A 23,695-nucleotide genomic window follows, 5' to 3' on the forward strand; every position below is an offset into this window, starting at 1 on the left:
CCAAACGGATTATAGGGAGGTTCTCATGCTGCGAATCTTTACGTTCAACGTCCTGGTCCTGTCCGCGAGCCTCGTCGCCACCGCCCTGGGCGCGGGGGACGAGGGGAAGAAGTCCTCGCCGGTGACGGCCAAGGCGGCCTTCGACCGCCTCAAGACGGTCGTGGGCGAGTGGAAGAACTCCAAGCCCTGCAACGGCGGCGAAGGCGAGGGCTCCGACGTGGTCCGGTACAAGCTCACCGGCGCCGGCTCGGCCCTGGTGGAGACCTCCTCCCCCGACACCCCGATGGAGATGATCTCGGTCTACCACCTCGACGGCGACGACCTCAAGATGACCCATTACTGCGCCATCAAGAACCAGCCCCGGCTGAAGCTGGACAGGGCCGCGTCGACGGCCGACCGCCTGGTCTTCGTCTTCGACGGCGGCGCGAACATCGACCCGTCCAAGGACATGTACATCAGCGGCCTCGTCATGAACTTCCATCCCGACGGCAAGATCGTGTCGGAATGGGACTGCAATCAGGGCGCCGAAAAGGTGGGCCCGACCACCTTCGAGCTGACCCGCGCCCCGAAGTGAGGCCCGCGACGAACCTCGTCGAGACCGCGGGATGAGATGAAAAAAAGACGCCTCGGAACCCCCGCGACGGCGAGGGGGTTTCCGAGGCGTCGCGCTTTTTTCCCGTTCAGCGGCTGTTCCAAAGGGTCGGCTGCGTCCCCGAACGACGGCCTTCCCCCCTCGCGGGGGAAGGTGGCCCGGAGGGCCGGATGAGGGGGAGACGAGCACAAATGCCGTCGTCATAACATCCGGCCTGCCGGCGGATTCCGTCGAAGCTTCCCCCTCATCCAACCCCTGCGGGGTCTGCCTTCCCCCGCGAGGGGGGCGTCGGAACGGTCCCGCTCTACGACCTTGCGGAACGGTCTTCGCGTCGACGGCGCACGACGACCCCGCCCAGCCCCGCCGCGCCGAGGCACGCCAGGGCCAGCGAGGAGGGCTCGGGGACGGCCGACGGCGCCAGGCCCCGCACGCCGACGGTGAACCCGTTCCAGTTCTCGTTGGTCAGGCTGGTCCACGTGATCGTGGTGACCGCGCCCTGGAACTCGATGACGCCGTGCGGCTCGCCCGTGCCGTTGAGCTGGTAGACGCCCGGGGACGGATTCGTCTTGTCCAGCGTGCCGTCGCCCCAGTAGCCCCGGCCGTAGCTCAGGATCTCGAAATCGCTGTCGAACCGATAGCCGTTGCCGTTGAGGCTGACGACCGCGAACAGGAGATTGCTGACGGCCTTGGAGAAGGTCAGCGTCTTCACGGAGGCCTGCGACAGCGCGATCATCTCGGCCGCGGGCGGGGCGTTGTCGACCGTCGCGCTCAGATAGGGTGCCGAGGGCTCGAAATAGTTGGTCCCGGTCCCGGTCTGGAGGAACTGGATCTCGCCCGTGTAGGTGACGTCGATCGCCTCGCCGTCGATCATCAGGACCCCGGACGCCGTCCCGTTCGTCCCTTCGGTCCCGCTCCGCCAGTCCGTCCAGATGACCGGCGCGGATCGGGCCGCGGGCGTCGCGGCCAGCATGAGCGCGAGGACCAGGCCCCGATACGTCCACAGAGTCCTATTCGTCATCGCAGGGTGCCTCTCAGGGGAATCGTCGTATCCAGCTCACGCCAAGATCCCTCACTCATGCTAAGAATCACAACCAATCGGTGCCGGTCGTGTCAAATATTTTAAATCATTAACTGCCGTAATCCGTCCTTATTCGTACGAAATGATGACTGAAGGCATCGGCGCGATGCCTGCGACGGGTGTCGGGGGGGGCCGGGGCTTCGTCCGTTTCCGACCCGGCGCCGCCCCGGTCGTTGTGCTCGGCCGGCCACGCGGTATCTTGGGGTTCGGCGGGAGCGATCGGAATCCGGGACGACGATGGGGACGATGAGCATGTCGCGAGCGATGGGGTGGAAGGCGGCGGTCGCCGTGGCGGCGATCGGGACGGCGTTCGGGGTCTCGACGCGGAGCGCCGGGGCCGCGGAGAAGCTCAAGGTCCTGATCGTCGAGGGCCAGAACAACCACGCCTGGAAGGCGACGACGCCGCTGCTGAAGGCCGAGCTGGAGAAGTCGGGCCGGTTCGCGGCGACCGTGGCGACGACGCCCCCGTCCAAGGCCCCGGCGTCGGCCTGGGAGTCGTTCCGCCCCGCGTTCAAGTCGTACGACGTCGTCCTGACCAACTACAACGGCGATCCCTGGCCGGCCCCCATCCGCAAGGAGCTGGAGGAATTCGTCGCCGGCGGCGGCGGGCTCGTGGTCATGCACGCGGCGAACAACGCCTTCGCCGACTGGCCGGCGTACAACGAGATGATCGGCCTGGGCTGGCGCGACCCGGGCTTCGGCGACCGGATCACGATCGACGACGCCGGCCAGGTCGTCCGCACGCCCAAGGGGCAGGGGCCCGGCTCCGGCCACGGCCCCCGGCACGCCTACACGGTCGTCGTCCGCAAGGCCGACCACCCGATCGTCAAGGGCCTCCCCCACGAGTGGACCCACGCGACCGACGAGCTGTACCACGGCCAGCGCGGGCCGGCGAAGGACATGGAGGTGCTCGCCTCGGCCTACTCCGACAAGGCCAAGGGGGGCACCGGGACGAACGAGCCCATGCTCTGGACCGTCCCGTTCGGCAAAGGCCGCGTCGTCACCAACGTCATGGGCCACACCGCCGGCGACGACCTGGTCGCGATCGAGTCCCCCGACTTCCGCGCCCTGATCGTCCGCTCCGCCGAGTGGGCCGCCACCGGCGCCGTCACCCTGCCGCCCCCCGCCGACTTCCCGACGGCGGCGAAATAACTCATAGCGCCTTCGCCCCACCCCCCGGCCGCGCACCGCGGCCGGGGGGCGACGCCCCACTCACCGCGAGGTCGCGCCGATCCGGCCCACTTCGCGGAGCCGCCGCGCCGAGCCCACGGCCGCGAAACCGAGGCCCGCGATCGCCAGCAAGGCCAGGCTCCCCGGCTCGGGGACGCTGGGCGAGACGCTTTGGGGCAGGCCCTGGACGCTCACCACGTCGAAGCCGGGGGAGCCCCCGAAGTTGTCCAGGCCGACGATCTTGACCGCCCGGACGAAATCGGTGTAGCCGATCGCGGCCAGGTCGAGCGCGGTCGTCACGTCGTCCTGGGCGATCCCGAGAAGCGTAAAAGTCACGCCGTCCGGGCTCACGTAGACCTCGGCCCGCTCGCCGCTCGCGCCGACCTCGCGGATGAAAACGTCGTCCCCGACCCCGTCGAAGATGACCTCGTCGGTGAAGCCGACGGTGATGTAAGAGCCCATCGGCAGGGAGAGGAAGTCGGTGAACCCGGTCGGGCCCGGATCGTCGCCCAGGACCACGTCCAGGGAGACGGGGATCGGGAAGCCCGGGCCGTCCGGGAACGTCCCGCCGTAGGGGCCCGCCAGGGGCCCGGCCCCGCTGTCGAAATAGTCGAGGACCACGTCGGCGAAGCCGAGCGGTCCGGCCTCCGCGGGGGGCCCGAGGGCGAGCAGGAAGAGAATGCAAGCGGCGCACCGGCGGCCTCTCATGGGATCGCTCCTTCCAGGTTGAATCGAGGGCGTTCGATACTTCCGGCGATGAATCCGATCGCCGCTACAATTACGTACCAAACCTGTGTTATTAACTTATTTAACTAATTTAATTAATAACATGATGTTTCTCGTTAGATGTCATTGATTCAACGCGTCCTCGGGTCGGGGCCGGAGGATCCGGGCGAGCGACGATCGACGCGGCGGCTCCCGAACCGCTAAAATCGTCCGCTGCGAAGATCTACACCCGATGATGGGGGGAGCCTTATGTCGAGCATTGCGACCGAGCCGCCGATCGGCGACGACCTGAACGAGCAGCCCGAGGACCGAGGGATCGTCGTCGACGACCCGCTCCTGGCCGAGGCCGCGGTCGAGGCCCCGCCGAAGCCCGAGCGGCTGGTCTCGATCGACGCGCTGCGCGGGTTCGACATGTTCTGGATCATCGGCGGCGACGCCCTGGCGCGGTCGCTCTGCGCCTGGTGGGGGACGCCCCAGAGCGCCGTGCTCGGCGAGCAGTTCGAGCACGTCGAGTGGGAGGGGTTCCGGTTCTACGACCTGATCTTCCCGATGTTCCTGTTCGTCGTCGGGGCCGTGATCCCGTTCTCGCTCAAGAAGTACCAGACCGGCGAGCATCCGCGGGCCCAGGCCCTCTGGCGGACGGCGCGGCGGGTGGCGCTCCTGCTCGCGTTGGCGTACATCTACAACGGCGTGCTCAAGTTCGACTTCAAGAACCTGCGGTACGTCGGCGTGCTCCAGCGGATCGCGGTCTGCTACGGGATCGCCGCGGTGATCTACCTGTTCACGAAGGCGCGCACGCAGGCGATCGTCGTCGCGGCGATCCTGCTCGGCTACTGGGCGCTGCTGGCGCTCGTCCCCGCGCCCGAGACGGGGATCCGCGGCGACTACAGCAAGGCGACGAACCTCTCGGGCTACGTCGACCGCCACGTCCTGCCGGGTCGGATCTTCAAGGGCTATTACGGCACCGGCGACAACGAGGGCCTGCTCTCGACCATCCCCGCCGTGGCCACCGCATTGCTCGGCGTCCTGGCCGGCGAGTGGCTGCTCTCGACGCGGCGGCCCGGGATCAAGGCCGTCGGGCTCGTGGGTGCGGGCGTGTTAAGCGTCGCGGCGGGCTATGGCTGGGGCCAGAGCTTCCCGATCATCAAGAACCTCTGGACGAGTTCCTTCGTCCTGGTCGCGGGGGGCTTCAGCCTGATCCTGCTGGGCCTCTTCTACACGGTGATCGACGTCTGGAAGCTGCGCGGGTGGGCCTTCTTCTTCGTCGTGATCGGCATGAACGCGATCACGATCTACATGGCCCAGAGCATCATCCCGTTCCCGACGATCCGCGACTACTTCCTGTCGGGGACGCTCGCGATGCTGAGCCGGCCGGTCGCCCTCATCCTCGGGGCCTTGGGCGTGCTGGCGATCAAGTGGCTGTTCCTGTACCACCTCTACCGGACGAAGACCTTCCTGCGGGTCTGATCGACGGGCGCGCGACGACGCCCGGCGCGGGGCCGGGCGTCGCCGCATCAAGTCGTGACGCCGACCGTCAGCGCTGGGGGTCGGCCGGGGTCGCGGGGGCCGGCGTCCGGGGCTGGACGCGGACCTTGGGCGCGGGGGCCGCGGCCGGCGTGCGGACCTCGACCTCGGTCGTCGTCTCGCTTCCGGTCTGGACGGCGAGCTGGTCGATGACGCGGGTGACGCCCACGGTGTCGGCCGCCAGGGCGACGGCGTGCTTCCTGGCCTCGACGGTGGGGACCGACCCGCGCAGGGTGACGATGCCCTGGGCCTCGGAGGAGAGGTCGAAGGTGCTGGTCTCCAGCATCTTGTCCCAGTGCAGGCGGCCGTAGACGCGGGCCTCGATGTTCATGTCGTTCACCCGGGCGCGGGTCTTCTCGAACGACTCGCGGACGACCTCTTTGGTCCGGTTGAAGCCGCGTTCCAGGCCCTGGCGGAGCGACCGCCCGGCCTCGTCGAGCTTCTCGCCGGCGCGTTCGATGGCCCCCGGCTCCTGCTGCGCCTGCGCCCGGGCGGCCGGGCCGCCGACCGCCAGCATGGTCCCCAGGGCCGCCGCCGCGCCAAATCGCTTGATGCCGTTCATCCGATGACTCCTTTCGGGTGTCCGTCTCGAACGGGCCCGACCGACGGGTTCGTCGGCGGGGCCCACGCATTCCATCACGGGCAAGAAGCATACCAGCCCGGGGTCGGCGGGACCACAGGCCATGAAAAAGGCCGACCCGCCGGGGACGGCGGGTCCGCGGCGGGTCGGCGAGGTTTGACGACGATCGGTCGGGCCGGAAGGCCGTGCGATCGGATCGGTCGGGATCAGTAGGAGTCGGAGCTGACGACTTCGCCGCCGGCCTTGGTGCCGAGCGACCACCAGATGTTCATGGCGACGCTGCTCTTCATGAACCGGGTGGAGCCGTCGCCGAAGAGGACGTTGGCGCCGCCGGAGTGGTTGCTGTTGGCGTTGGTGATGTGCGAGTGGTCCGAGGACTCCACGCCGCAACCCTGGCAGCCGAACCGGCAGGCGGTCCACTTGTACTGGGTCGAGTTCGGCGGCACGATCGTGCTGAACATCGTCCAGGTTTCGCAGCCCCACGCCCAGTGACGGCCGCGGTCGGTCGAGAGGCCGTTGCCGGCGGTCGCGGTCTGGAAGCCCTGGCTGCACGTCTGCAGGATCGTGGACATGGTCGCCCCGGGGGCGACCTCACCCTGGGCCAGCATGCCGTAAGGGTCGCCGAGCAGGGTCAGGTTGTTGCCGCTGCCCCAGCTCCCCAGGCTGTCGACGTTGGCGCCCGCGACGTACGGCGCGGCCCGCTGGGAGCCCGAGCCGACGAGGCCTTCGCTGAAGGCGATGGTGTTCGACGAGCCGTCGGTGATGTCGGCGATCCCGTAGGTGATCTGGTACGAGAAGAGGCCGGTGCTCTTCTTGCCGCCGCAGTTCGGCGGGTTGCCGCCGGGGACGCCCCAGTCGATGTCGATCGTCGTGCCGCGGCTGGCGTAGTAGTTGTTGTAATACTGCCGGCCCGCGTTCGCGTCCGACGGGCAGAGGAACGAGGCGACTTTGGTCCGCCACGCGGTGGCGTTCTGCTGGTCGCCGCCGCCGAGGATCGGGTCGAAGTTGAAGTTGGCGGCGTTGTAGATCTGCTGCTGTTCCATGTAGCCCAGCAGCAGGGCCTGCGCGCTCCAGCCGGCCCACGCGATGCATCCCGCGTTGGTCGAGTTGAACGACGACGACACGCCCATGGGGAACGAGTTGTTCGACGTGTGGTAGTTGTGCATCCCCAGCCCGAGCTGCTTCAGGTTGTTGATGCACTGGGCGCGGCGGGCGGCCTCGCGGGCCGACTGCACGGCGGGCAAAAGGAGGGCGATCAGGACCGCGATGATCGCGATCACGACCAGGAGCTCGATCAGGGTGAAACCCCGATCGCGACGATGGATCTGCTGCATTTACGACCCCTTGGATGTGAAAAAGGACGACGAGGCGAAACTTCGACAGGATGCGAGGCCCCGGGAGAAGGCCGACGCAAGTCGGCCACGCCTGCCGGATCGATCGATGATCGGGATATGCGATACAAATACGATCGCCGCGGGCCTGCGTGACGTGCGAGGCGGGACGTCAGGGCTTCTTCGGCGCCGCCGCGGCCCCGCCCCCGCCCTTCTTCGCATACTTCTGCTGCATGTAGTTCATGGAATCCTTCATCGACTCGGTGATCGGCTTCTCCTCGGCGATCTCGGTGTTCCCCGAATCGCCGCAACCCGTCAGGAAGAGAGACCCGAGGAGGACGGCGGCGAGGGCCGTCGTCGGCCCCACGAAACGTCTTGGTTGCATGAGTCGAACGAACCTTTCTGGCAAGAGACGCGATCGAAACCGGCCGGCGCACGCGGGCGGGACGTCGGCGTCCCCGAGGGCGTCCCGGCGATCATCGCGACGCGGGCCGACCGAAGGTTCGGTCGACGGCGGCCATGGCTGCGTCCGGGTGCACGACGAGGAAGACGATCGAGGGACGGAACGTCCCCTCGGGGGGACGGGCCGACCCGCTTCGTTCAGCCTGGAAACGTCTTTTGAACAGGGATTTCGAAGTCGAGATCCGACGAAACGACGGCCGTCCCGCGCCCTTCCGCCTTCTGACGAGCGGGCGCGGAGACCTCTAGACTGTGGACTCGCACGAGCGCAGAGTATAGTCGGGGTCGCGGCAGAAGCAAGAGGTGAAGTCGAACGACGACTCGATTTCTCCCCTATGGAATTCATTGATGTATGCCCATCGACACATCCTTCGAGGCGACGAGGCCGTCGCCGGGGGATGCATGCCCCGGTGCGGCGTCCGAGAGGCGAGGTGACGACGTGGCGACGGGATCCGAGTCGGGCGGGCCCCACGAGGCCGCGGGCGAGTCGAAGGTCGGGATCGGCGAGGCGACGGCCGCGGAGCCGCGGCCGGCGTTCCCCCCCCTGGCCGCCGGCCTGCTGGCGGGCCTGGCGGCGGGGCTGCTGGCGTTCGCGTTCGGCGAGTTCGTCTACGGCGCGTACGAGCCCAAGGCCGTCGCCCGCCAGTTCCAGGGCGTGACGTCGAACCTGCCCACGCCCGAGACCCAGGACGCGGCGATGGTCAAGAACGCCAGGCTGGCCGACGCCGGGCTGGGGGCCTTGCTGGGCCTGTTCCTGGGCCTGGCCGGCGGGCTGGTGCGGGGCGACGCGCGACGGGGGGCCGTCGGGGGCGTGGTGGGCGTGGTCCTCGGCGGGATCGTCGGCGGGCTCGCCCCGACGGCGGTCCTGCCGGCGTCCTTCTGGTTCCGTCGACGCCACGACCCCGACTTGCTGGTCGCCGGCACGATCACGCAGGCCGTGCTGTGGGGCCTGATCGCCGCCGCGGCCGGCGCGGCCTTCGGCGTGGCGCAGGGGGGCGTCAAGGCGGCCCCCCGGTTCGCCACCCTCGCCTTCGCGGGCACCGCGCTCGGCGCCCTGATCTACGGGGCGGTCGGGGCGTTCGGCTTCCCGCTGGCCGGGACCGACCAGGCGCTGGCGACGGAGCGGGCGCCCCGGCTGCTGGCCCACCTGCTCGCCGCCGTCGCCGCCGGGACGGCCGTGGGCCTCGGCCTGACCGGCGGCCGTCGCCGGCCCTGATCGTGGAGCGTGGGGCGACCTACGCCCCGCCGCCCCGCCATCCGGTCGCCGCGGCCCACTCCCGGAACGTCCGCCGCCGCTCCTCCCAGTCTTGCGGCCGTCGCTCCCCGGCGCGGGCGACGCCCTCGCGGAGGCGTCGGGTGTTCTCGGCGAGCGGGGGCAGGCCGAGCGCCCGCCGCCGCTCGTCGACCCGATCCTCGTCCTCGATGGGGTGGGGGCTCAGCGCGCCGTGCTCGTCCCAGTCGTACTGCGTGCCGTAAGCCTGGGGCCGGCCCTCGAAGAAGCAGATGCGATCCGCGAGCATCGCGGCCTCGACGGCCGGGACGTCGCCCCGGGCCGCGGCGTCCTGCAACAGCGCCAGGCATCGCCGCTGGAGGTCGGGGTGGGCGATCGCGTGTTGGAGGACGAGCCAGGCCGCGCGCGAGCCGTCCTCGGCCGCGAGGCGGCGGCCCGGCCAGCCGAGGCGCGCGACGATCTCGCCCAGGCGGGCGGCGTTGCGGTCGTGCACGGCCTGCATGGCCGGGTGGTAGCCGTCGAAGAGCGTCCCGTCGGCGGCGAGGGCGGCCCGGACGGCCTGGTCCTCGGCCGCCATCGCCAGGAGTTCGGCCCGCAGGGCCTCATCCCGATCCATCGGTCAGGCCAGCAGCTTCTCGACGACCTCGCCGTGGACGTCGGTGAGGCGGAACTGGCGGCCCTGCGACTTGAACGTCAGCCGGGTGTGGTCGAAGCCCAGGAGGTGCATGAGCGTCGCCTGGAGGTCGTGGACGTGGACCGCGTCCTCGACGACGTGGAAGCCCAGGTCGTCGGTCCGGCCGATGGTCTGGCCCCCCTTGATCCCGCCGCCGGCCATCCACATCGTGAACGCCTGGGGGTGGTGGTCGCGGCCCATGCTGCGGCCGAGCGCGGCGTTGGACTCGACCATCGGCGTGCGGCCGAACTCGCCGCCCCAGACGACCAGGGTGTCTTCCAGCAGGCCCCGCTGCTTGAGGTCCATGACGAGCGCCGCGGCCCCGCGGTCGGTCTGGCCGCACTGGTTCTTGAGGCCGCCGGCGACGTCGGAGTGGTGGTCCCAGCCCTCGTGGAAGAGGTTGACGAACCGCACCCCGCGCTCGACCAGGCGGCGGGCGAGCAGGCAGTTGAGCGCGAACGAGGGCTTGCCCGGCTCGACGCCGTACAGGGCGAGCGTCGCGGGCGACTCGCCGGCGAGGTCCATCAATTCGGGGGCGCTGGCCTGCATGCGGAAGGCCATCTCGTACGCGCTGATGCGGGTGGCGATCTCGGGGTCGCCGACGGCGCCGAGGTGGTCGCGGTTGAGGTCGCGGATCAGGTCGAGCGAGTCGCGGTCGAAGCGGCGGTCGACCCCCGCCGGGCTGGCGACGTCGAGGATCGGATCCCCCTTGGACCGGAAGGGGACGCCCTGGTACGAGGTGGGCAGGAAGCCGCTCGACCAGAGCGAGGCGCCGCCGCTCAGGCCGCTGCCCGACGAGAAGACGACGAACCCCGGCAGGTCGGTCGACTCGCTCCCCAGGCCGTAGACCGTCCAGGCGCCGATGCTGGGCCGCCCCGGGAACGGCGAGCCGGTGTTGAGGAAGATCTGCGCCGGGGCGTGGTTGAACTGGTCGGTGTGCAGCGACTTGACGATGGCGATCTCGTCGACGACCTTCGCCAGGTTCGGCAGCATCTCCGACAGCTCGGCCCCCGACGCGCCGTGCCTGGCGAAGCGGTAGCGCGAGGACATCAGGCTGGCGTCGGGCCGGATGAAGGCGTAGCGCTGGTCCTTGACGACCTCGGGCGGGATCGGCTTGCCGTCGTGCCGCGTCAGCTCGGGCTTGGCGTCGAACAGGTCGAGCTGGCTGGGGGCGCCGGCCATGAACAGGAAGATCACCCGCTTCGCCTTCGGGGCGAAATGCGGGGCCCGGGGCGCGAGCGGGTCGGCCGTCGCCGGCCTCGCGACGTCGGCCTCGCCCGCGAGGGAGCGCCCCTGGGCCTCCATCAGCATCGACGCCAGGGCGATCTTGCCGACGCCCACGCCGCAGTCGCGGAAGAAATGCCGGCGCGTCCGGGCCAGGTTCCACGCGGCGATGCGATCAAGCTCGGGATTGCGTGACATCCGACGCCTCGCTGTGCGGTTGGCGGATTCGTGCGGTCGACCCATCGATCATTATGGCGACTCCCGGGCCGATCGACCACCACGCGGCCCCCGCCGAGGCCGCGCGGCGACATCGGGGCGACGGGCCCGACGCCGACGATCCGGGGGGCCGGGATGGCAGCCATGCCGGCCCGGCTTACCCCGAGGGCCGTCGATCCGCCCGTCAAAAAGTCGTGACCAACCTATGCCGCGAGGGAGGAAGGCCGGCCCCGCAGGGGCCGGACGAGGGGGAGGTCGCGCGCGGGGGCCGTCGCCATTCGAAATGAGGCCGATCGTCACGCCGGCGGCCGACTCGCGCGTCCTCGCCTTCATCCGGCGGCGGGGACGACCTTCGGGAATGGTCTCCAGGTCCGTCAAAGATCCGAGATCTCCCGCGGCGGCAGGGCGGCCCTCAGGGCGTTCAGCACGGCGAGGACGTCGATGACCTCCTGGCTGATCGCCCCGGCGACCGGGCTCAGGTTTCCGGTCGCCGCGAAGGCCATGCCGACGAGGCTCAGGGCCATGCCGCCCACCGCGCTCTGGAGGGCGATCGCGCGCATGCGGCGGCTGATGTGCATGAACTCGTCGACCTTCGCGATGGAGTCGTCCATGACGACGACGCCCGCCGCCTCGGCGGCCACGTCGCTGTTCTGGCCGATCGCCATGCCGACGGTGGCGGCCATCATGGCCGGGGCGTCGTTGACGCCGTCGCCGACGTAGAGCGTCTTCGCCCTCGCGGTCTCGTCGCGGACGATGGCCAGCTTCTCCTCGGGGCTCTTCTCGGCCTCGATCACGGTGATGCCGACCTGGCCGGCCAGGTGGCGGACCTCGGATTCGCGATCGCCCGACACGATCATCAGCCGATCGAACTGGTGCCGGGGCCCCAGGTGCTTGATGAACGACCGGCTCTCGGCGCGCGGGGCGTCGCGGAACCGCAGGGTCGCCGCGTAACGGTCGTCGATCGCCACCACGCACTCCAGCCCCCCGGCGGCGGGAGCGACCTGGTCGACGCCCGCGATCCCCTGGGCGATGAGCTTGCCGCGGCTCGTGATCTGCAATCGGCGGCCGGAGACGGTCCCGAGCAGCCCCCGGCCCGGCTTCTCGCCCACCTCGACGGCCTCGGCGAGCGCGAGCCCGGCTTCCTCCGCGGCCCTGAGGACGGCCCGCGCCAGCGGATGCTTGGAGTACCGCTCCAGACTCGCCACGAGGCTCAGCACCTCGTCGGTGTCGAAGCCGGGCGCGACGAGGCGTTCGGTGAGCTTCGGTTCGCCGTACGTCAAGGTCCCGGTCTTGTCGAAGATCGCGGTCCGGCACTCGGCGATCTGCTCGAGCACGACGGGGCTCTTGATGATGATGGCCCGCCGGGCGCAGAGGGAGATGGAGCCGATGACGGCGATCGGGATGGCGATGAGCAGCGGGCAGGGCGTGGCGATCACCAGCACCGCCAGGAAGCGGACCGGGTCGCCGCTCAGCGCCCACGCCGCGAGGGCCACCGCGATCGCGATCGGGGTGTAGATCGCCCCCAGGCGATCGCCGAGCCGACGCAGTCGCGGACGCTTCTCCTCGGACTCGCGCATGACGTCCATGATCCGTGCGAACCGCGAGTCGGCGGCCCGTCGGGTCGCCCGGATGGTCAGGGCCGAATCGCCGTTGATCGCGCCCGAGATGACCGTCGAGCCGGTGGTCTTCCGCATCTGGAACGGCTCGCCCGTGAGGAACGACTCGTCCATCAGGCCGCGGCCCTCGACGACCACGCCGTCGACGGGACAGACGTCGTGCGGGAAGATCACGAGCGCGTCCCCGGCGGCGACGTCGGCCAGGGCCACGTCGAGGATCCGCCCGCCTTCCTTCCGGTGGGCGATCGAGGGCGTCCGCCTGGCCAGCGCGGCCAGGACCGACGACGCGCTCCGCAAGGCGTAGCCTTCGAGGGCCTCCCCCCCCGCCAGCATCAGGACGATGATCGAGCCCGCCAGGTACTCGCCCAGGAGCACCGACGTGATGATCGAGACGCCCCCCAGCAGGTCGGATCCGAATTCCCGCCTCCAGACCTTCTGGAGCAGCTCATAAAGGAGGGGAACCCCGCCCAGCACCAGCGTCGCCAGCAACGGGAGCTGGTAAGCCGTCGGGCTCGCGCGGAGGGCGAAGCGGAGCGCGAGGTGCAAGAGGATCGCCAGGATGCTGAAGGCCGCGATGACCGTGGTCTTGCGGCGTCGGGCGGCGGCGAGCCCGTCCCGCCACAAGTTCTTCGCCTTCGGTTCCTGATCGGCCGTCGGGGGATCCGTCGCCTTGACGATCATGGCCGCGGAAATCCTGAGGAGCGCCCGTGTCGCCGGCCGCGCCCGCGGGGCCTGCCGTACGTCGAAGGCCCCGGGCCCGTTCCGGAGGAGCGTCAGCTCGCACCCTACGCCGCCCCGGCCGCCATCACAAGGACCTCCCCGCCCCGCGGCCGGCGATCAACGACGGTAGAGGAACGGGGCGTGCGACCAGCTCCAATGGTCTCGGGGCTGGACCTGGTTCCAGCGGTGGGCCTCGAAGGCGACGCAGGGGACGTGGACCAGGAAGGCCGCCAGCGCGAGCCCGCCCAGCAGCGCGACGCCGCGCCGGCGAGCCGCCAGCGCGGCGGCCGCGGGCGTCGCCAGCAGGGCGAGCAAGGGGACGACGTCCGTCGCCAGCCTCGAGCCGTAGCAATACCCCCCGGGCCAGTCCCACCAGGCCGCGATCATGACCACGTGGAGCGTCACGGCGGCCAGGCCGAAGGCGCGCCAGCCGGGCGGCCCCGCGAGCACCTCGCGCCGGCCTCGGATCGCCCGCAGCATCCAGGCGACGACCCCGGCGACCGCCAGGATCGCCCAGGGCTGGTACACGAAGATCCCCCGCCCGGGGCTGAACAGGACGCCGAGCGTCGGCCGCAGGGCGAAGAACGACCAGAGCGCGGCGGTCGAGTGGTTGTTGATCGTCGCCGGGCCCAGCAGGTTGTGATAGACCGACCAGTAGAAGAGCTGCCAGGGCGCCAGCGAGAGCACGCCGAAGAGGCCCAGCCACAGCCCCCGCCGCGGCGAGCGGATCAGGACCCACAGGCCGAACACGCCGAACAGCAGCGCGGCCGTCGGCCGGCACGAGAGCATCTGCGCCAGGGCGAACCCCTGGAAGGCCGTCCCGCGTCGGCCCGGCTCGCCCCGGGCGGCGAACTCGACGAGGAGCGCCGCGAGCAGCCACGCGACGACGCCCCCGTGCTGCCAGAGCCCCAGGCCGACGGTCGTGAACAGGCTGCTTCCGGTCGCCAGGAAGAGGGTCGTCGCGACCGCCCCCCGGGTCGATCCCAGCCGGGTCGCGGTCAGGAAGAAGAGCCCCAGCGCCAGGGCCGCGACGGCCGATCCGGTCGCCTTCTCCAGGTACTGGAGCGTCCGCGTCGAATCCAGGTCGGCCCCCAGCGCGTACGCCGGCGCGACGGCCGCCAGGGCGAACGGGACCATCCCCGGCGGGTACGTCGAGACGATGCAGCCGTCGACCACCTGGAAGCAGTAGCACGAGGTCCCGTCCGGCCCGCGCAGCAGGGGCGGCCGCAGGCCCTCGAACTCGGCCAGGTCGACGTCGCCGTCGCGCAGCAGGCTGACGGCCGTCGGCACCACGGGCCGCGTGTCGAACGTCCCCAGCTGCGTGCCGTTCGCGGCCTCGAACAGGAAGAACGGACCCGCCGCGAACGCCAGCGCCGCCCGCCAGGGGAGCGTGCCGCCGCCCTCGGCCCACGCCTCCACCTCGCGCCACGCGCGGCCCGACCAGTCGCGGACGCGGCGGCGGTACGCGGGGCTGATCGCGAATCGGGCGGCCGCCGCGACCGGGCCGAGCAGCGGACCGAACCGCGCGTTCGTCCCCGCCCGCAGCCAGGCCGCCGTCCCCGCCAGGGCGACGGCCCAGATCAGGGCGTCCAGCGCGACGGCCGACCGCGGCCGGGCGGCCCCGACCCGCGCCGCGAACCGCCGCGACGGCCGCGCCGCGGATTCACGAACCGTCGCGGCACCGCGATCGAGCCCATCCATAAGCCTGACGCCTCGGCCGAAACCCCCGAACGAAGCCCGCGGACGCCCTATCCTGATCGACCCGCCCGCCCGAGCCCGTGAGCGCATCGGGCCGTCCCGCGACGCCGTCGGGCTCGCCGGCGGAATAATCGGCAGGACGCGCGCTCGTGAATGCGGTCGGATCGACGCGACGATCCCGGTCGCGCCCAGGACGCTCGATCACGCCGGTCGCGCCGATTTTCCTTGCATATGAGAATTCAGCCGACTTGTAATGTCTCTGAATGAACCCGGGGCGGACGCCGGCGGAAAGAGGTCACCCTTCACCAGGAGGACGCACATGGAGACGCGACGACTTGGCAATCAGGGTCTGGTCGTCTCCAGGCTGGGCCTCGGCTGCATGGGCATGAGCGACGCCTACGGGCCCGCCGACGAGGCCGAGTCGATCGCGACCATCCACCGGGCGATCGAGCTGGGAATCACCCTCTTCGACACGTCGGACGCCTACGGCCCGTTCACCAACGAGGAGCTGGTCGGCAAGGCGATCGGCGACCGGCGCGACCGGGTGAGCGTGGCCACGAAGTTCGGCTTCGTGGGCGGCACGGACGGCAAGGGAGGCGGGAGCATCGACGGCCGGCCGGAGTACGTGCGCGAGGCCTGCGAGGGATCGCTCCGGCGGCTCGGGGTCGACCACATCGACCTCTACTACCAGCACCGCGTCGATCCCAACGTCCCCATCGAGGAGACCGTCGGCGCGATGGCGGAGCTGGTGCGCCAGGGGAAGGTCAAATATCTCGGCCTTTGCGAGGCGGCGTCGGAGACCATCCGCCGGGCGCACGCCGTCCACCCGATCACCGCCCTCCAGACCGAATATTCGCTGTGGAGCCGCGATCCCGAGGACGACGTCCTCCCCACCGTCCGGGAGTTGGGGATCGGTTACGTCGCCTACAGCCCCCTCGGGCGGGGCTTCCTGACCGGCCGGCTGCGACGCTTCGAGGACCTGGCGCCGGACGACTGGCGTCGGCACAGGCCTCGCTTCCAGGGGGCGAACTTCCAGAAGAACCTCGAACTCGTGGACCGGGTGAAGGAGATCGCCGCGTCGAAAGGCGCGACGCCCGCCCAGCTGGCGCTGGCCTGGCTCCTCGCCCAGGAGGGCGTGGTCCCCATCCCCGGCACCAAGCGGCGCCGGAACCTGGAGGAGAACGCGGCCGCAACCGACATCTCGCTCACCGCCGACGACCTGAGACGGATCGAGGAGGCGGCCCCGAAGGGCGCGGCCGTCGGGGCGCGCTATGAGGACATGAGCGGGGTCGGGCGCTAAGCTCGACGCTCCGGGGCGCGCGGCCGTGGAACGCGCGGCCGGATCCGGTAGCATCGAGGCTCGTGGGGAGAGGTCGAAACGTCGGGCCGGGGGACGGATGATGGACGCGACGCCGGTGGTTCCCGGTCTCTGGCAGGTGAAGCTCGGCTTCGTCAACGCCTTCATCCTCGACGCCGGCGACGGCCTGGCCCTGATCGACGCCGGCGTCCCGGGCGGCGCGCCGGAGATCCTCGACGCCGTCCGCGCGATCGGCGGGCGGCCCGACGACGTCCGCCGCATCCTGGTGACGCACTGCCACAGCGACCACTCGGGGAGCCTGGCCGAGCTGAAGCGCGAGACCGGCGCCCCGGCCGTCATGCACCCCGTCGACGCGGCGATGGTCCGCGAAGGTCGGGCGATCCGCCCGCTCACCCCCGCGCCCGGCCTGATCAACGCCCTGGTCTGCCGGTTCCTGATCGGCGCGGCCCCCACGACGGTCGAGCCCGCCGAGATCGAGGTCGAGGTCGAGGACGGCGACGCGCTCCCCGGCGGCCTGCGGGCGATCCACGTTCCGGGCCACTGCGCCGGCCAGGTCGCCTTCCTCTGGGCCGAGCACGGCGGCGTGCTGATCGCGGCCGACGTCGCCGCGAACGTCTTCGGCCTGGCGCTCAGCCCCATGTACGAGGACATCGAGGCGGGCCGACGGAGCCTGAGCAAGCTCGCCGGCCTGGAGTTCGAGGTCGCCTGCTTCGGCCACGGCAAGCCGATCCCGTCCGGCGCGTCGCGCCTCTTCGCGCGGAAATGGCCGGCGGCCCAGACGGCGAGCCGGTAGCACGCCTCGGCCTCGAAACGCCGCGAGCATTCCGGGCGGAAAGCGCCGAAAACGTTTGGCGTCCGCCTGCGCCGCGGATAGGATCAGGAGCGCACGTCGCTTCACATCACCCGAGCGGATCCGGATCGCCGCGACGGCCCCGGGGATCTCAGCTCACGAGAGGCGCGCGAATGAGACCGACGACCTGGCTCCTGATCATGGCGACGGCGTCCGCCTGCGCGGGGTGCGGCCGGCAAGACGCGGAACAGCCGCCGCGCGAGGCGCCCGGGCCCGCGTCCGCCGACCCGCCGCCGACGGCCGAGCGAGGAGACCGCCCGATGGCCGGCCGGAACGACGACCTGGCGGGGCTCGCCGCCGAATCGCCCTTCATCTTCGTGGGCAAGGCGTCCGCGGCGGCCGCCGAGAAGGATGCGCGGGGCCTGATCATCACCCGCAACAAGTTCGCCGTCGAGCGCGTCGTCGTCGGCGACCCGGCGACGAAGGACGTCGTCCTGACGACCCTGGGCGGGACGCTGGGCGCCGAGACGACGACGGTGTCGGGCATGCCGACGTTCGCGGCGGGCCGGACGTACCTCGTCTTCACCGACCTGAAGCGCACCGCGTACAACCCGATCACCGGGAATCGTCGGGGCGTCTTCCGCATCGTCGACGGCGCCGTCTATTCGTACGAGGGCCGGCCGGTCGTCGGCGTGGAGGGGGGGCGGGCCCGGACGGGCGACGCGGTCGCCGAGGAACCGGGCGAGGGCCAGGCCCGCGAGAAGGCCGCCCCGACGGCCGACGACCCCAAGACCAGCGGCTCGATCGTCTCGGCCGAACGCGCGGCCGCCGACGGGGCGGGGGCGCCGATGCGGCTCGACGACTTCCTCAAGGCCGTCCCCATCGTCGCGGGCCGATAGCCCGCATCCCGGAGGATCGTTCCATGACGAATCGCAAGCGCGTCCTCGCGGCGGTCCTCTTCGGGATCGGCTCGCTGGCCGTCTCGACGGCCTCCGCCTACGTCTACTGCGGCTTCCACGACCGCCGGTACCAGATGCGGGCCTACCACTTCAACTCGGTCTTCTGGGTCGACCAGCTCGTCGCCGAGGCCGAGAAGTGGAACCGCGTGCATCCGGTCCTCAGCATCGACCGCACCCTCAGCCGGACCATCCCGGTGGGCAAGGACGGCCAGAGCGTGATGGGCTGGCTCTCCGAGGCCGACCTGAACCGCGCGTACGGCCTCTCGTGGGTCGGCAGCGTGGGCTGGACCATCACGACGACCGACGGCCGATGCGGGCGGTTCCTCGAATCCGACATGTTCTTCAACCCGGCCGTCACCCTGTTCACGCCCCAGACGACCGTGCCCTACAGCCTGGGCTTCCAGGAGATCGCGCTCCACGAGCTGGGCCACGCGGTGACCCTGGACCACGAGGACGGCGGCCTCTCGGTCATGACGACGAACAACGCGGTGAGCGACGTCCTGCATCACAACGACAAGGTCGGCTGGATCCGGTCCGCGGCGCAGAAGTTCAACCCCCTGCCCACCCCGCGCGACGACATGGGCGTCTTCCCCATCCGCAACGGCGCGGGCTCGAAGATCTACAGCACCCTCTCGCCCGCCACGGTCGCCCGCGGCGCGGATGTGACGATCCAGAACTTCAGCGTGGAGAACCTCAGCTCCGTCTTCCCGTTCGAGAACCCCACCTACCGACTGGTTTTGGAAGAGGTGAGCTCGGGGGCGGCGACCGACCTCGGCACCTTCTTCTGGGGACGGTTCGAGCCCTTCACCGGCTGGTCCGGGAACCTCACGTACACGGTGCCGTCGAGCGTCGCCCCGTCGCAGTACCGCGTCGTCGCGATCTTCCAGGGCCAGGACGGCGACGCCACCAACGATCGCGCCGTCTTCGGGACCATCCGGGTCCGATAGACGGAGAGGCGGCCTCGCCCCGGACCCGACCTCGACGAAGGCCGGTCCGAGCCGAGCGAAGCCATGGGACGAAGGGGCGGGAAGGGCGGCGTCGGCGCGACCCTTCCCGCCGGCGCGCCAGGTCGGGCGGGATCCCGAAAGGGGGAGGCGGGAGCCCGGGCCTGGCGGGGACGAGGCCCTGTCAGGTGTTCCTGGTGCCGAAGACGCCGCCCAGGGGGCCGAACGCCGCGACGTAGGAAGGCAGGATCCCCGTGACGCCGTGCGACCCGATCGCGAGGGCCTGGGTGCGGACGGCCTGCATGTTCGCCTGGAGTTCGGCGGGCGTCGTGGCGTTGCCGATGGCGTTCTCCATCAGCTCGGCGACCGAGAGGGCCCCTTCCGCGGGGTCGGTCAGCGCGGGGTTGAGGCTCGTCAGGGCGGTCTGGTTGGAGAGGCCGACCCCGCCGGTGGGGTTCGTCGCGCCCAGGCCGCGGCCGTAGGGCAACTTGATTTCCAGGGCGCTCATCCGGGCGTCGAGGTTCGCCAGGCCCGTGCCGGCCTGGTACTGGTAGCTCTGGGCGCCCATGCCGTAGGTGCCCAGGCCGACCTTGGCGTAGAAGGCGTCGGTGAAGCCGTGCTGGCGGTTGTAGACGTTCGTCACGTTCCGGATGAAGCTCGTGATGGCGACGTCCACGTCGTGCTGCACGGTCGCGTAGGTCCGGCTGGTGAGGACGAACGCCCCCTTCAGGCCCAGGGTGTTGGCGCCGCCCAGGGCGGCCGGGAACGAGAAGCCGCTCAGGAGGGCGCGCTCTTCCATCGGCGCCAGGCGGTCGGGAACGAATTGATGCTTCTTCATGTGATTCCCTCCCATGTCAGGACCGGGATCGGGGGGGCGACCTCGCCTCCCCGCACGTCCGGGCGAGCTTCGTCGCGTCCGCCGGACTTGCGAGCGAGCCGCCCGAATCGAGCGGCGTAAACCCCTTCTCATCCTTCTCTCGCCCGCTGGACGGCCACAATTACCACCATGAATAACGCCACGCAATGAGTTTGCGGGTTTTTCTCGATGCGCGCTTAGTCCTTAGGGCGCAGCAGGATAATCATCATAGAATAGAATTGGATGATGACCCGCGAATCCACGCGATGAGCGCATCGCCGTGAATTGCGCGATTGCGCGCCACGCGGGGTCGACGTGGGCCGACGGCCGGCGCCGCCGCAGGACGTTCGACGTCCTCCCGGATCCGGTCGCCCTGGAAGCGGCGAATCTTCGCGGCCGACGCGGGCCCGACCCCCGAAGAGAAGACGCGGAATCTCGGCGCCCTGCGCCCTCGTCTTCGCCGCCGGCCGTCTCTCCCCACGCCGAGGCCCGATCGAGCCTTGATTCATCTGAGGACGCCGTCAAGTATCCCGGAGTTTGGGACATGGCTCGACGATCGGGCCGGAAGGCTGCGTCGCTCGTCGTCCGGGGCGGCCGTCCGGCCCCGGAGGACGGGAGGCCTCATGGAGTTGAAGACGCGTCGGCCTCACGACGTTTCGTGCTTCCTTGGCGGGCTCGTCCTCGCCAATACGATCCCCCACATGGCGGCCGGCATCTCGGGGAGCCCGTTCCAGAGCCCCTTCGCGACGCCGCCCGGTGAGGGCCTGTCGTCGGCGACGGTGGACGTCCTTTGGGGGATGTTCAATCTGGCCGTCGCCTACGTCCTGCTGGTCCGCGTCGGCCGCTTCGAGCTGCGGCGGACGAGGCACGCCCTCGTCGTGGGCCTCGCCATGCTGCTCTCGGCGCTCCTGCTGGCGAACCGGTTCGGCCGCTTCCACGGGGGCGACCTGCGACCCGAAGGGCCCCGAGCCTCCTGGAGCGCCGGGGGGCCGACCCGCCGTCGACGACTCGCTGTGACGTCGCCCTTTTTGCGGCGGGCGAACTGCGAGGCGGTTCCTGAAGGTGTTCAGGCGGGGCCCTCCGACGCCTTCCCCCCTCGCGGGGAAGGCAGACCCCGCAGGGGTCGGATGAGGGGGAAGACGAGCAGACGCACCTGCGGGATTCGCAAGCGAGCGCCACGAGGGTTCGGAGGGATCTCGTGCTCGTCTTCCCGCTAGGCGGGGGGCGGATCGATCGCCGGCGTCCGGCGGCCGCCGCCCTCGGCTCACGCCGCCGAACGCCCCCGGAATCTCGATTTCGAATTGCGCGAGTGGATGTAATGTACTAGATGGGGGACGATCCCGCCTGAACGAGCATGCGGCTGAAGGAGAAAGCAGAGTGACGACGAATTCGACAACGCTCGATGGGAATAACGCTTCTCGTATTTCGGACTCAAAATGATGTAAAATCAAGACTTGGGTCGAATCTCAAATTGGCTCCATTCGACGAATGAAGCCAATTCGAAGCCACCTTTCGGGTCACCACGACGAGCCGCCGCCGCCGCCGAATCCGCCGCCCGAGGAGCCGCCGCCGCCGAATCCGCCGGACGACCAGGAGTAGCCGCCGCCGCGGCCGGAGGATCCGCCGTCGCCGGTGGAGCGGGGCTGGGTGGGGAACGTGCGGTTCATCATCCACATGGAGCGGTCCATGTCGTTGACGAGGACCCAGGTGGAGAAGTCGTCGGGGTTCGCCGGGCGGTACCAGTCGGGGGGCTGGCGGTAGAGGTCGGCGAACGCCTTGCCCCAGCGGTCGGACAGGCCGAAGATGATCGCGTACGGCAGGAGCCGCTCGAAGACCCCCCGCCGCTCCTGGTCGCGGAGGTCGTCGACCTCGGCCCGGCGGATGTACTCCTCCAGGCCCGCGATCCGCTCCCAGGCGATCCGCCCCTTGCGGGTCTTCCGCGACATGTAGCGGCTCGTCAGGACCACGGTCAGGGCCGAGAGGATCACGGTCACGACCACCGGCAGGGGGAAGATCCGGTCCAGGATCGCGAGCTGCAGGAGCGCCGCCAGGCCCGTCGCCGCGACCACCGCGATGAGCCCCAGCGCCAGGAAGCCGGAGCGCACGACCTCGGGGTGGCCGTCGAAGAACCCGGCCTTGTTGAGCGTGCTGTACAGCTCGTTCTTGACCTTCGCCAGCACCGGGTAGAACTTCTCCTGGAGGTCGCTCAGGAGGACCGAGTCCTCGCCGCCGCGGAAGATCTGGTCGTACAGCCGCTTCTCGAACGGCTTCAGCCCGTCGGAGCCTCGCAGGCGGACGAACCGGGAGTCGTCGCCGGAGGCGAACCAGCCGCCGCGGGGGACGTCCTCGATCCGCAGGTAGCCGCGGACGGCGAGGTCGATGATCGTGGCCGACACGTCCTTGAGGTCGACCCGCTCGTCGACCAGGGTGCCGACCTCGGCCGGCGTGAGGCCGTCGGGGGGCTCGTAGCCGACGACGATCGTCCCCAGGCCGTGCTGGTCGCGGCCCCGGACGAACCAGGCGAGGAAGCAGAGGGCGGCGGTGATCGGGAAGACGGCGTAGGGGAAGTTGTCGACCAGCCACCAGCGCAGCCGCAGCGCGAGTCCGGGCTGGGCGACGGCGTCGGCGGGCATGACGACCTCGACCGTGATCCCCTCGCGGGCGGCGAGCCGGCCGGTCTCGTACTCGATGGTGCGGGCGTCGACGCGGCGCTTGCGGAACTCGCGGCCCCTGGCCCCGTAGCGGCCCATCCAGGCGTCGTACGAGAGCTGAGAATCGTTGAGGTCGCGGGGGAGGTGGACCGTGACCCGCGTGTGCTCCATGGGGACCTGCCACTCCGTCCCCGTGGCGTTCCAGCGCAGGACCGCCCGGCCGCCGTCCTCCCACGCCTGGTTCCCCTCCCAGAGGATGGCGCGCTGGACGTGGTAATGGATGCGGTACCGGTTCCGCCCCTGGACCACCCGCTCGGGGTCGCCGATCCGGATGCGGACCAGGTTCGACTCGTACGAGACCGACGTCGCATAGCCCCGGCCCGCGCCGTCGTCCACCCCCAGCAGCCGGAACCGCAGGGCGTACTGGTGCAGGCCCACGGCGTAGCGGACGGGGATCTCGCGGAGGATGCCGTGCTTCGGGAAGGCGAAGTCGGCGTCGACCGTCTCGACGACGTCGAGGCCCGCGTCGGGCCGGATCGTGACGTCGACGTCGAAGCCGGCGATCGACCAGCCGTCGTCCCCCTGCGCCCGGGCCGGCGCGGGGGCCGAGGCCGCGACCCCCGCCAGCGCCAGGGCCGCCGTCAGCAGGCGGGCGGCCCGACCCATGAACGCCCTCAAGGCCGTGCCTCCCCTTGCCGGGGCGCCGCCGGAGGCGCGTCGCCGGGGCCGGCCGCGGCGTCGAACCCGACGCGGGGCGTGGCGCGCTGGGCCTCGTCGATCTGGAAGAAGGGCCGGGGCGCGAACCCGGCCGCCGACGCCACGAGCGACGTGGGGAAGGCCTCGATCAGCGTGTTCAGGTCGCGGACGACCGCGTTGTAGTACCGCCGGGCGTACTGGACGTTGTTCTCGACGTCGACCAGCGACCGGTGCAGCTCCTGGAAGTTCCGCCCGGCCTTCAGCTCGGGGTAGGCCTCGGCGATCGCGAACAGCCGGCCGACGGCGCCCGACAGCCCCAGCTCGGTCGCGCCCCGCTCGGGGACCGTCGCCGCCTGCGCGGCCTGGGTGCGGGCCTGGACGACCCCTTCGAGGGTGCCCGTCTCGTGGCGGGCGTAGCCCTTGACCGTCTCGACGAGCGCCGGCACGAGGTCCCAGCGCCGCTTGAGCTGGACGTCGATGTCGCTCCACGCCCCGTCCGCACGCCGGCTCAGGCTGATTAGCCGATTGTACGTCCACCCCAGGTAGGCCAGGGCCAGCGCCACGACCCCGGCCACAATCCAGAAGACCGTCACCGAAACGCCCCTTTCCCCGCCCCCGAACGACACGACCCGCCACGCGTCCA

At 70.7% G+C, this 23,695-nt stretch carries 20 protein-coding genes; 8 read left to right on the forward strand and 12 right to left on the reverse strand.

The features are described 5' to 3' along the window. Positions 1-25 precede the first annotated feature (25 nt). Positions 26-574 carry a hypothetical protein gene (locus tag PZE19_RS14205; RefSeq protein WP_277861287.1) on the forward strand — a complete coding sequence of 183 codons (549 nt, stop codon included), beginning with the start codon at positions 26-28 and terminating at the stop codon, positions 572-574. A gap of 322 nt (positions 575-896) precedes the next feature. Here PZE19_RS14205 and PZE19_RS14210 read toward each other — a convergent pair whose 3' ends face one another. Next, positions 897-1,610 carry a PEP-CTERM sorting domain-containing protein gene (locus tag PZE19_RS14210; protein WP_277861288.1) on the reverse strand — a complete coding sequence of 238 codons (714 nt, stop codon included), beginning with the start codon at positions 1,608-1,610 and terminating at the stop codon, positions 897-899. Positions 1,611-1,916: 306 nt separating this feature from the next. On the opposite strand from PZE19_RS14210, the gene PZE19_RS14215 reads away from it, so the two are divergent. After that, positions 1,917-2,822 (forward strand): ThuA domain-containing protein, encoded by a 906-nt coding sequence (locus PZE19_RS14215; RefSeq protein ID WP_277861289.1) that lies wholly within the window; start codon positions 1,917-1,919, stop codon positions 2,820-2,822. 60 nt (positions 2,823-2,882) lie between these two features. On the opposite strand, the gene PZE19_RS14220 is transcribed toward PZE19_RS14215, so the two are convergent. Then, positions 2,883-3,548 (reverse strand): PEP-CTERM sorting domain-containing protein, encoded by a 666-nt coding sequence (locus PZE19_RS14220; protein WP_277861290.1) that lies wholly within the window; start codon positions 3,546-3,548, stop codon positions 2,883-2,885. 267 nt (positions 3,549-3,815) lie between these two features. Here PZE19_RS14220 and PZE19_RS14225 point away from each other — a divergent pair, with 267 nt between their 5' ends. Continuing rightward, positions 3,816-5,033, forward strand: a complete 1,218-nt coding sequence (locus PZE19_RS14225) for an acyltransferase family protein (RefSeq protein ID WP_277861291.1) — start codon at positions 3,816-3,818, stop codon at positions 5,031-5,033. A 67-nt stretch (positions 5,034-5,100) separates the two neighbouring features. Here the strand turns inward: PZE19_RS14225 and PZE19_RS14230 are convergent, their stop codons facing one another. The 3 genes from PZE19_RS14230 to PZE19_RS14240 all read right to left on the reverse strand — a co-directional run bounded on the left by PZE19_RS14230 (position 5,101) and on the right by PZE19_RS14240 (position 7,386). Next, positions 5,101-5,652 carry a BON domain-containing protein gene (locus PZE19_RS14230; RefSeq protein ID WP_277861292.1) on the reverse strand — a complete coding sequence of 184 codons (552 nt, stop codon included), beginning with the start codon at positions 5,650-5,652 and terminating at the stop codon, positions 5,101-5,103. Positions 5,653-5,876: 224 nt separating this feature from the next. Next, positions 5,877-7,004, reverse strand: coding sequence for a DUF1559 domain-containing protein (locus PZE19_RS14235; protein ID WP_277861293.1), 1,128 nt, complete (start codon positions 7,002-7,004; stop codon positions 5,877-5,879). A gap of 169 nt (positions 7,005-7,173) precedes the next feature. Then, a complete protein-coding gene (locus PZE19_RS14240; protein WP_277861294.1) occupies positions 7,174-7,386 on the reverse strand; it encodes a hypothetical protein in 213 nt (70 codons plus the stop codon). A 513-nt stretch (positions 7,387-7,899) separates the two neighbouring features. On the opposite strand from PZE19_RS14240, the gene PZE19_RS14245 reads away from it, so the two are divergent. Next, positions 7,900-8,676, forward strand: a complete 777-nt coding sequence (locus PZE19_RS14245) for a hypothetical protein (RefSeq protein ID WP_277861295.1) — start codon at positions 7,900-7,902, stop codon at positions 8,674-8,676. A 19-nt stretch (positions 8,677-8,695) separates the two neighbouring features. On the opposite strand, the gene PZE19_RS14250 is transcribed toward PZE19_RS14245, so the two are convergent. From PZE19_RS14250 to PZE19_RS14265, 4 genes are all read right to left on the reverse strand, one after another. Continuing rightward, positions 8,696-9,307 (reverse strand): DUF6624 domain-containing protein, encoded by a 612-nt coding sequence (locus PZE19_RS14250; protein ID WP_277861296.1) that lies wholly within the window; start codon positions 9,305-9,307, stop codon positions 8,696-8,698. A 3-nt stretch (positions 9,308-9,310) separates the two neighbouring features. Beyond that, on the reverse strand, positions 9,311-10,786 hold the full coding sequence (locus tag PZE19_RS14255; RefSeq protein WP_277861297.1) for a DUF1501 domain-containing protein: 1,476 nt from the start codon (positions 10,784-10,786) through the stop codon (positions 9,311-9,313). 392 nt (positions 10,787-11,178) lie between these two features. Beyond that, the gene (locus tag PZE19_RS14260; RefSeq protein WP_277861298.1) at positions 11,179-13,101 is read right to left on the reverse strand and encodes a heavy metal translocating P-type ATPase; all 1,923 of its coding nucleotides are present in this window, start codon (positions 13,099-13,101) and stop codon (positions 11,179-11,181) included. Between the two features lie 156 nt (positions 13,102-13,257). Next, positions 13,258-14,841 (reverse strand): hypothetical protein, encoded by a 1,584-nt coding sequence (locus PZE19_RS14265; protein WP_277861299.1) that lies wholly within the window; start codon positions 14,839-14,841, stop codon positions 13,258-13,260. Positions 14,842-15,157: 316 nt separating this feature from the next. On the opposite strand from PZE19_RS14265, the gene PZE19_RS14270 reads away from it, so the two are divergent. From PZE19_RS14270 to PZE19_RS14285, 4 genes are all read left to right on the forward strand, one after another. Then, the gene (locus PZE19_RS14270) at positions 15,158-16,138 is read left to right on the forward strand and encodes an aldo/keto reductase (RefSeq protein WP_277861300.1); all 981 of its coding nucleotides are present in this window, start codon (positions 15,158-15,160) and stop codon (positions 16,136-16,138) included. A gap of 100 nt (positions 16,139-16,238) precedes the next feature. After that, positions 16,239-16,949, forward strand: a complete 711-nt coding sequence (locus tag PZE19_RS14275; protein ID WP_277861301.1) for an MBL fold metallo-hydrolase — start codon at positions 16,239-16,241, stop codon at positions 16,947-16,949. A 170-nt stretch (positions 16,950-17,119) separates the two neighbouring features. Next, positions 17,120-17,845, forward strand: a complete 726-nt coding sequence (locus PZE19_RS14280) for a hypothetical protein (RefSeq protein ID WP_277861302.1) — start codon at positions 17,120-17,122, stop codon at positions 17,843-17,845. Between the two features lie 23 nt (positions 17,846-17,868). Beyond that, entirely contained in the window at positions 17,869-18,852 is a 984-nt protein-coding gene (locus PZE19_RS14285) for a zinc metalloprotease (protein ID WP_277861303.1), read from the forward strand. A gap of 181 nt (positions 18,853-19,033) precedes the next feature. On the opposite strand, the gene PZE19_RS14290 is transcribed toward PZE19_RS14285, so the two are convergent. From PZE19_RS14290 to PZE19_RS14300, 3 genes are all read right to left on the reverse strand, one after another. Further along, positions 19,034-19,687, reverse strand: a complete 654-nt coding sequence (locus tag PZE19_RS14290) for a hypothetical protein (protein WP_277861304.1) — start codon at positions 19,685-19,687, stop codon at positions 19,034-19,036. 1,535 nt (positions 19,688-21,222) lie between these two features. Next, on the reverse strand, positions 21,223-23,034 hold the full coding sequence (locus PZE19_RS14295) for a DUF2207 domain-containing protein (protein ID WP_277861305.1): 1,812 nt from the start codon (positions 23,032-23,034) through the stop codon (positions 21,223-21,225). Beyond that, positions 23,031-23,645, reverse strand: coding sequence for a LemA family protein (locus PZE19_RS14300; protein WP_277861306.1), 615 nt, complete (start codon positions 23,643-23,645; stop codon positions 23,031-23,033). Before PZE19_RS14300 ends, PZE19_RS14295 begins: the two co-directional genes overlap by 4 nt. Positions 23,646-23,695 lie beyond the last annotated feature (50 nt).

This window comes from Paludisphaera mucosa, from assembly GCF_029589435.1.
GTDB classification, from domain to species: domain Bacteria; phylum Planctomycetota; class Planctomycetia; order Isosphaerales; family Isosphaeraceae; genus Paludisphaera; species Paludisphaera mucosa.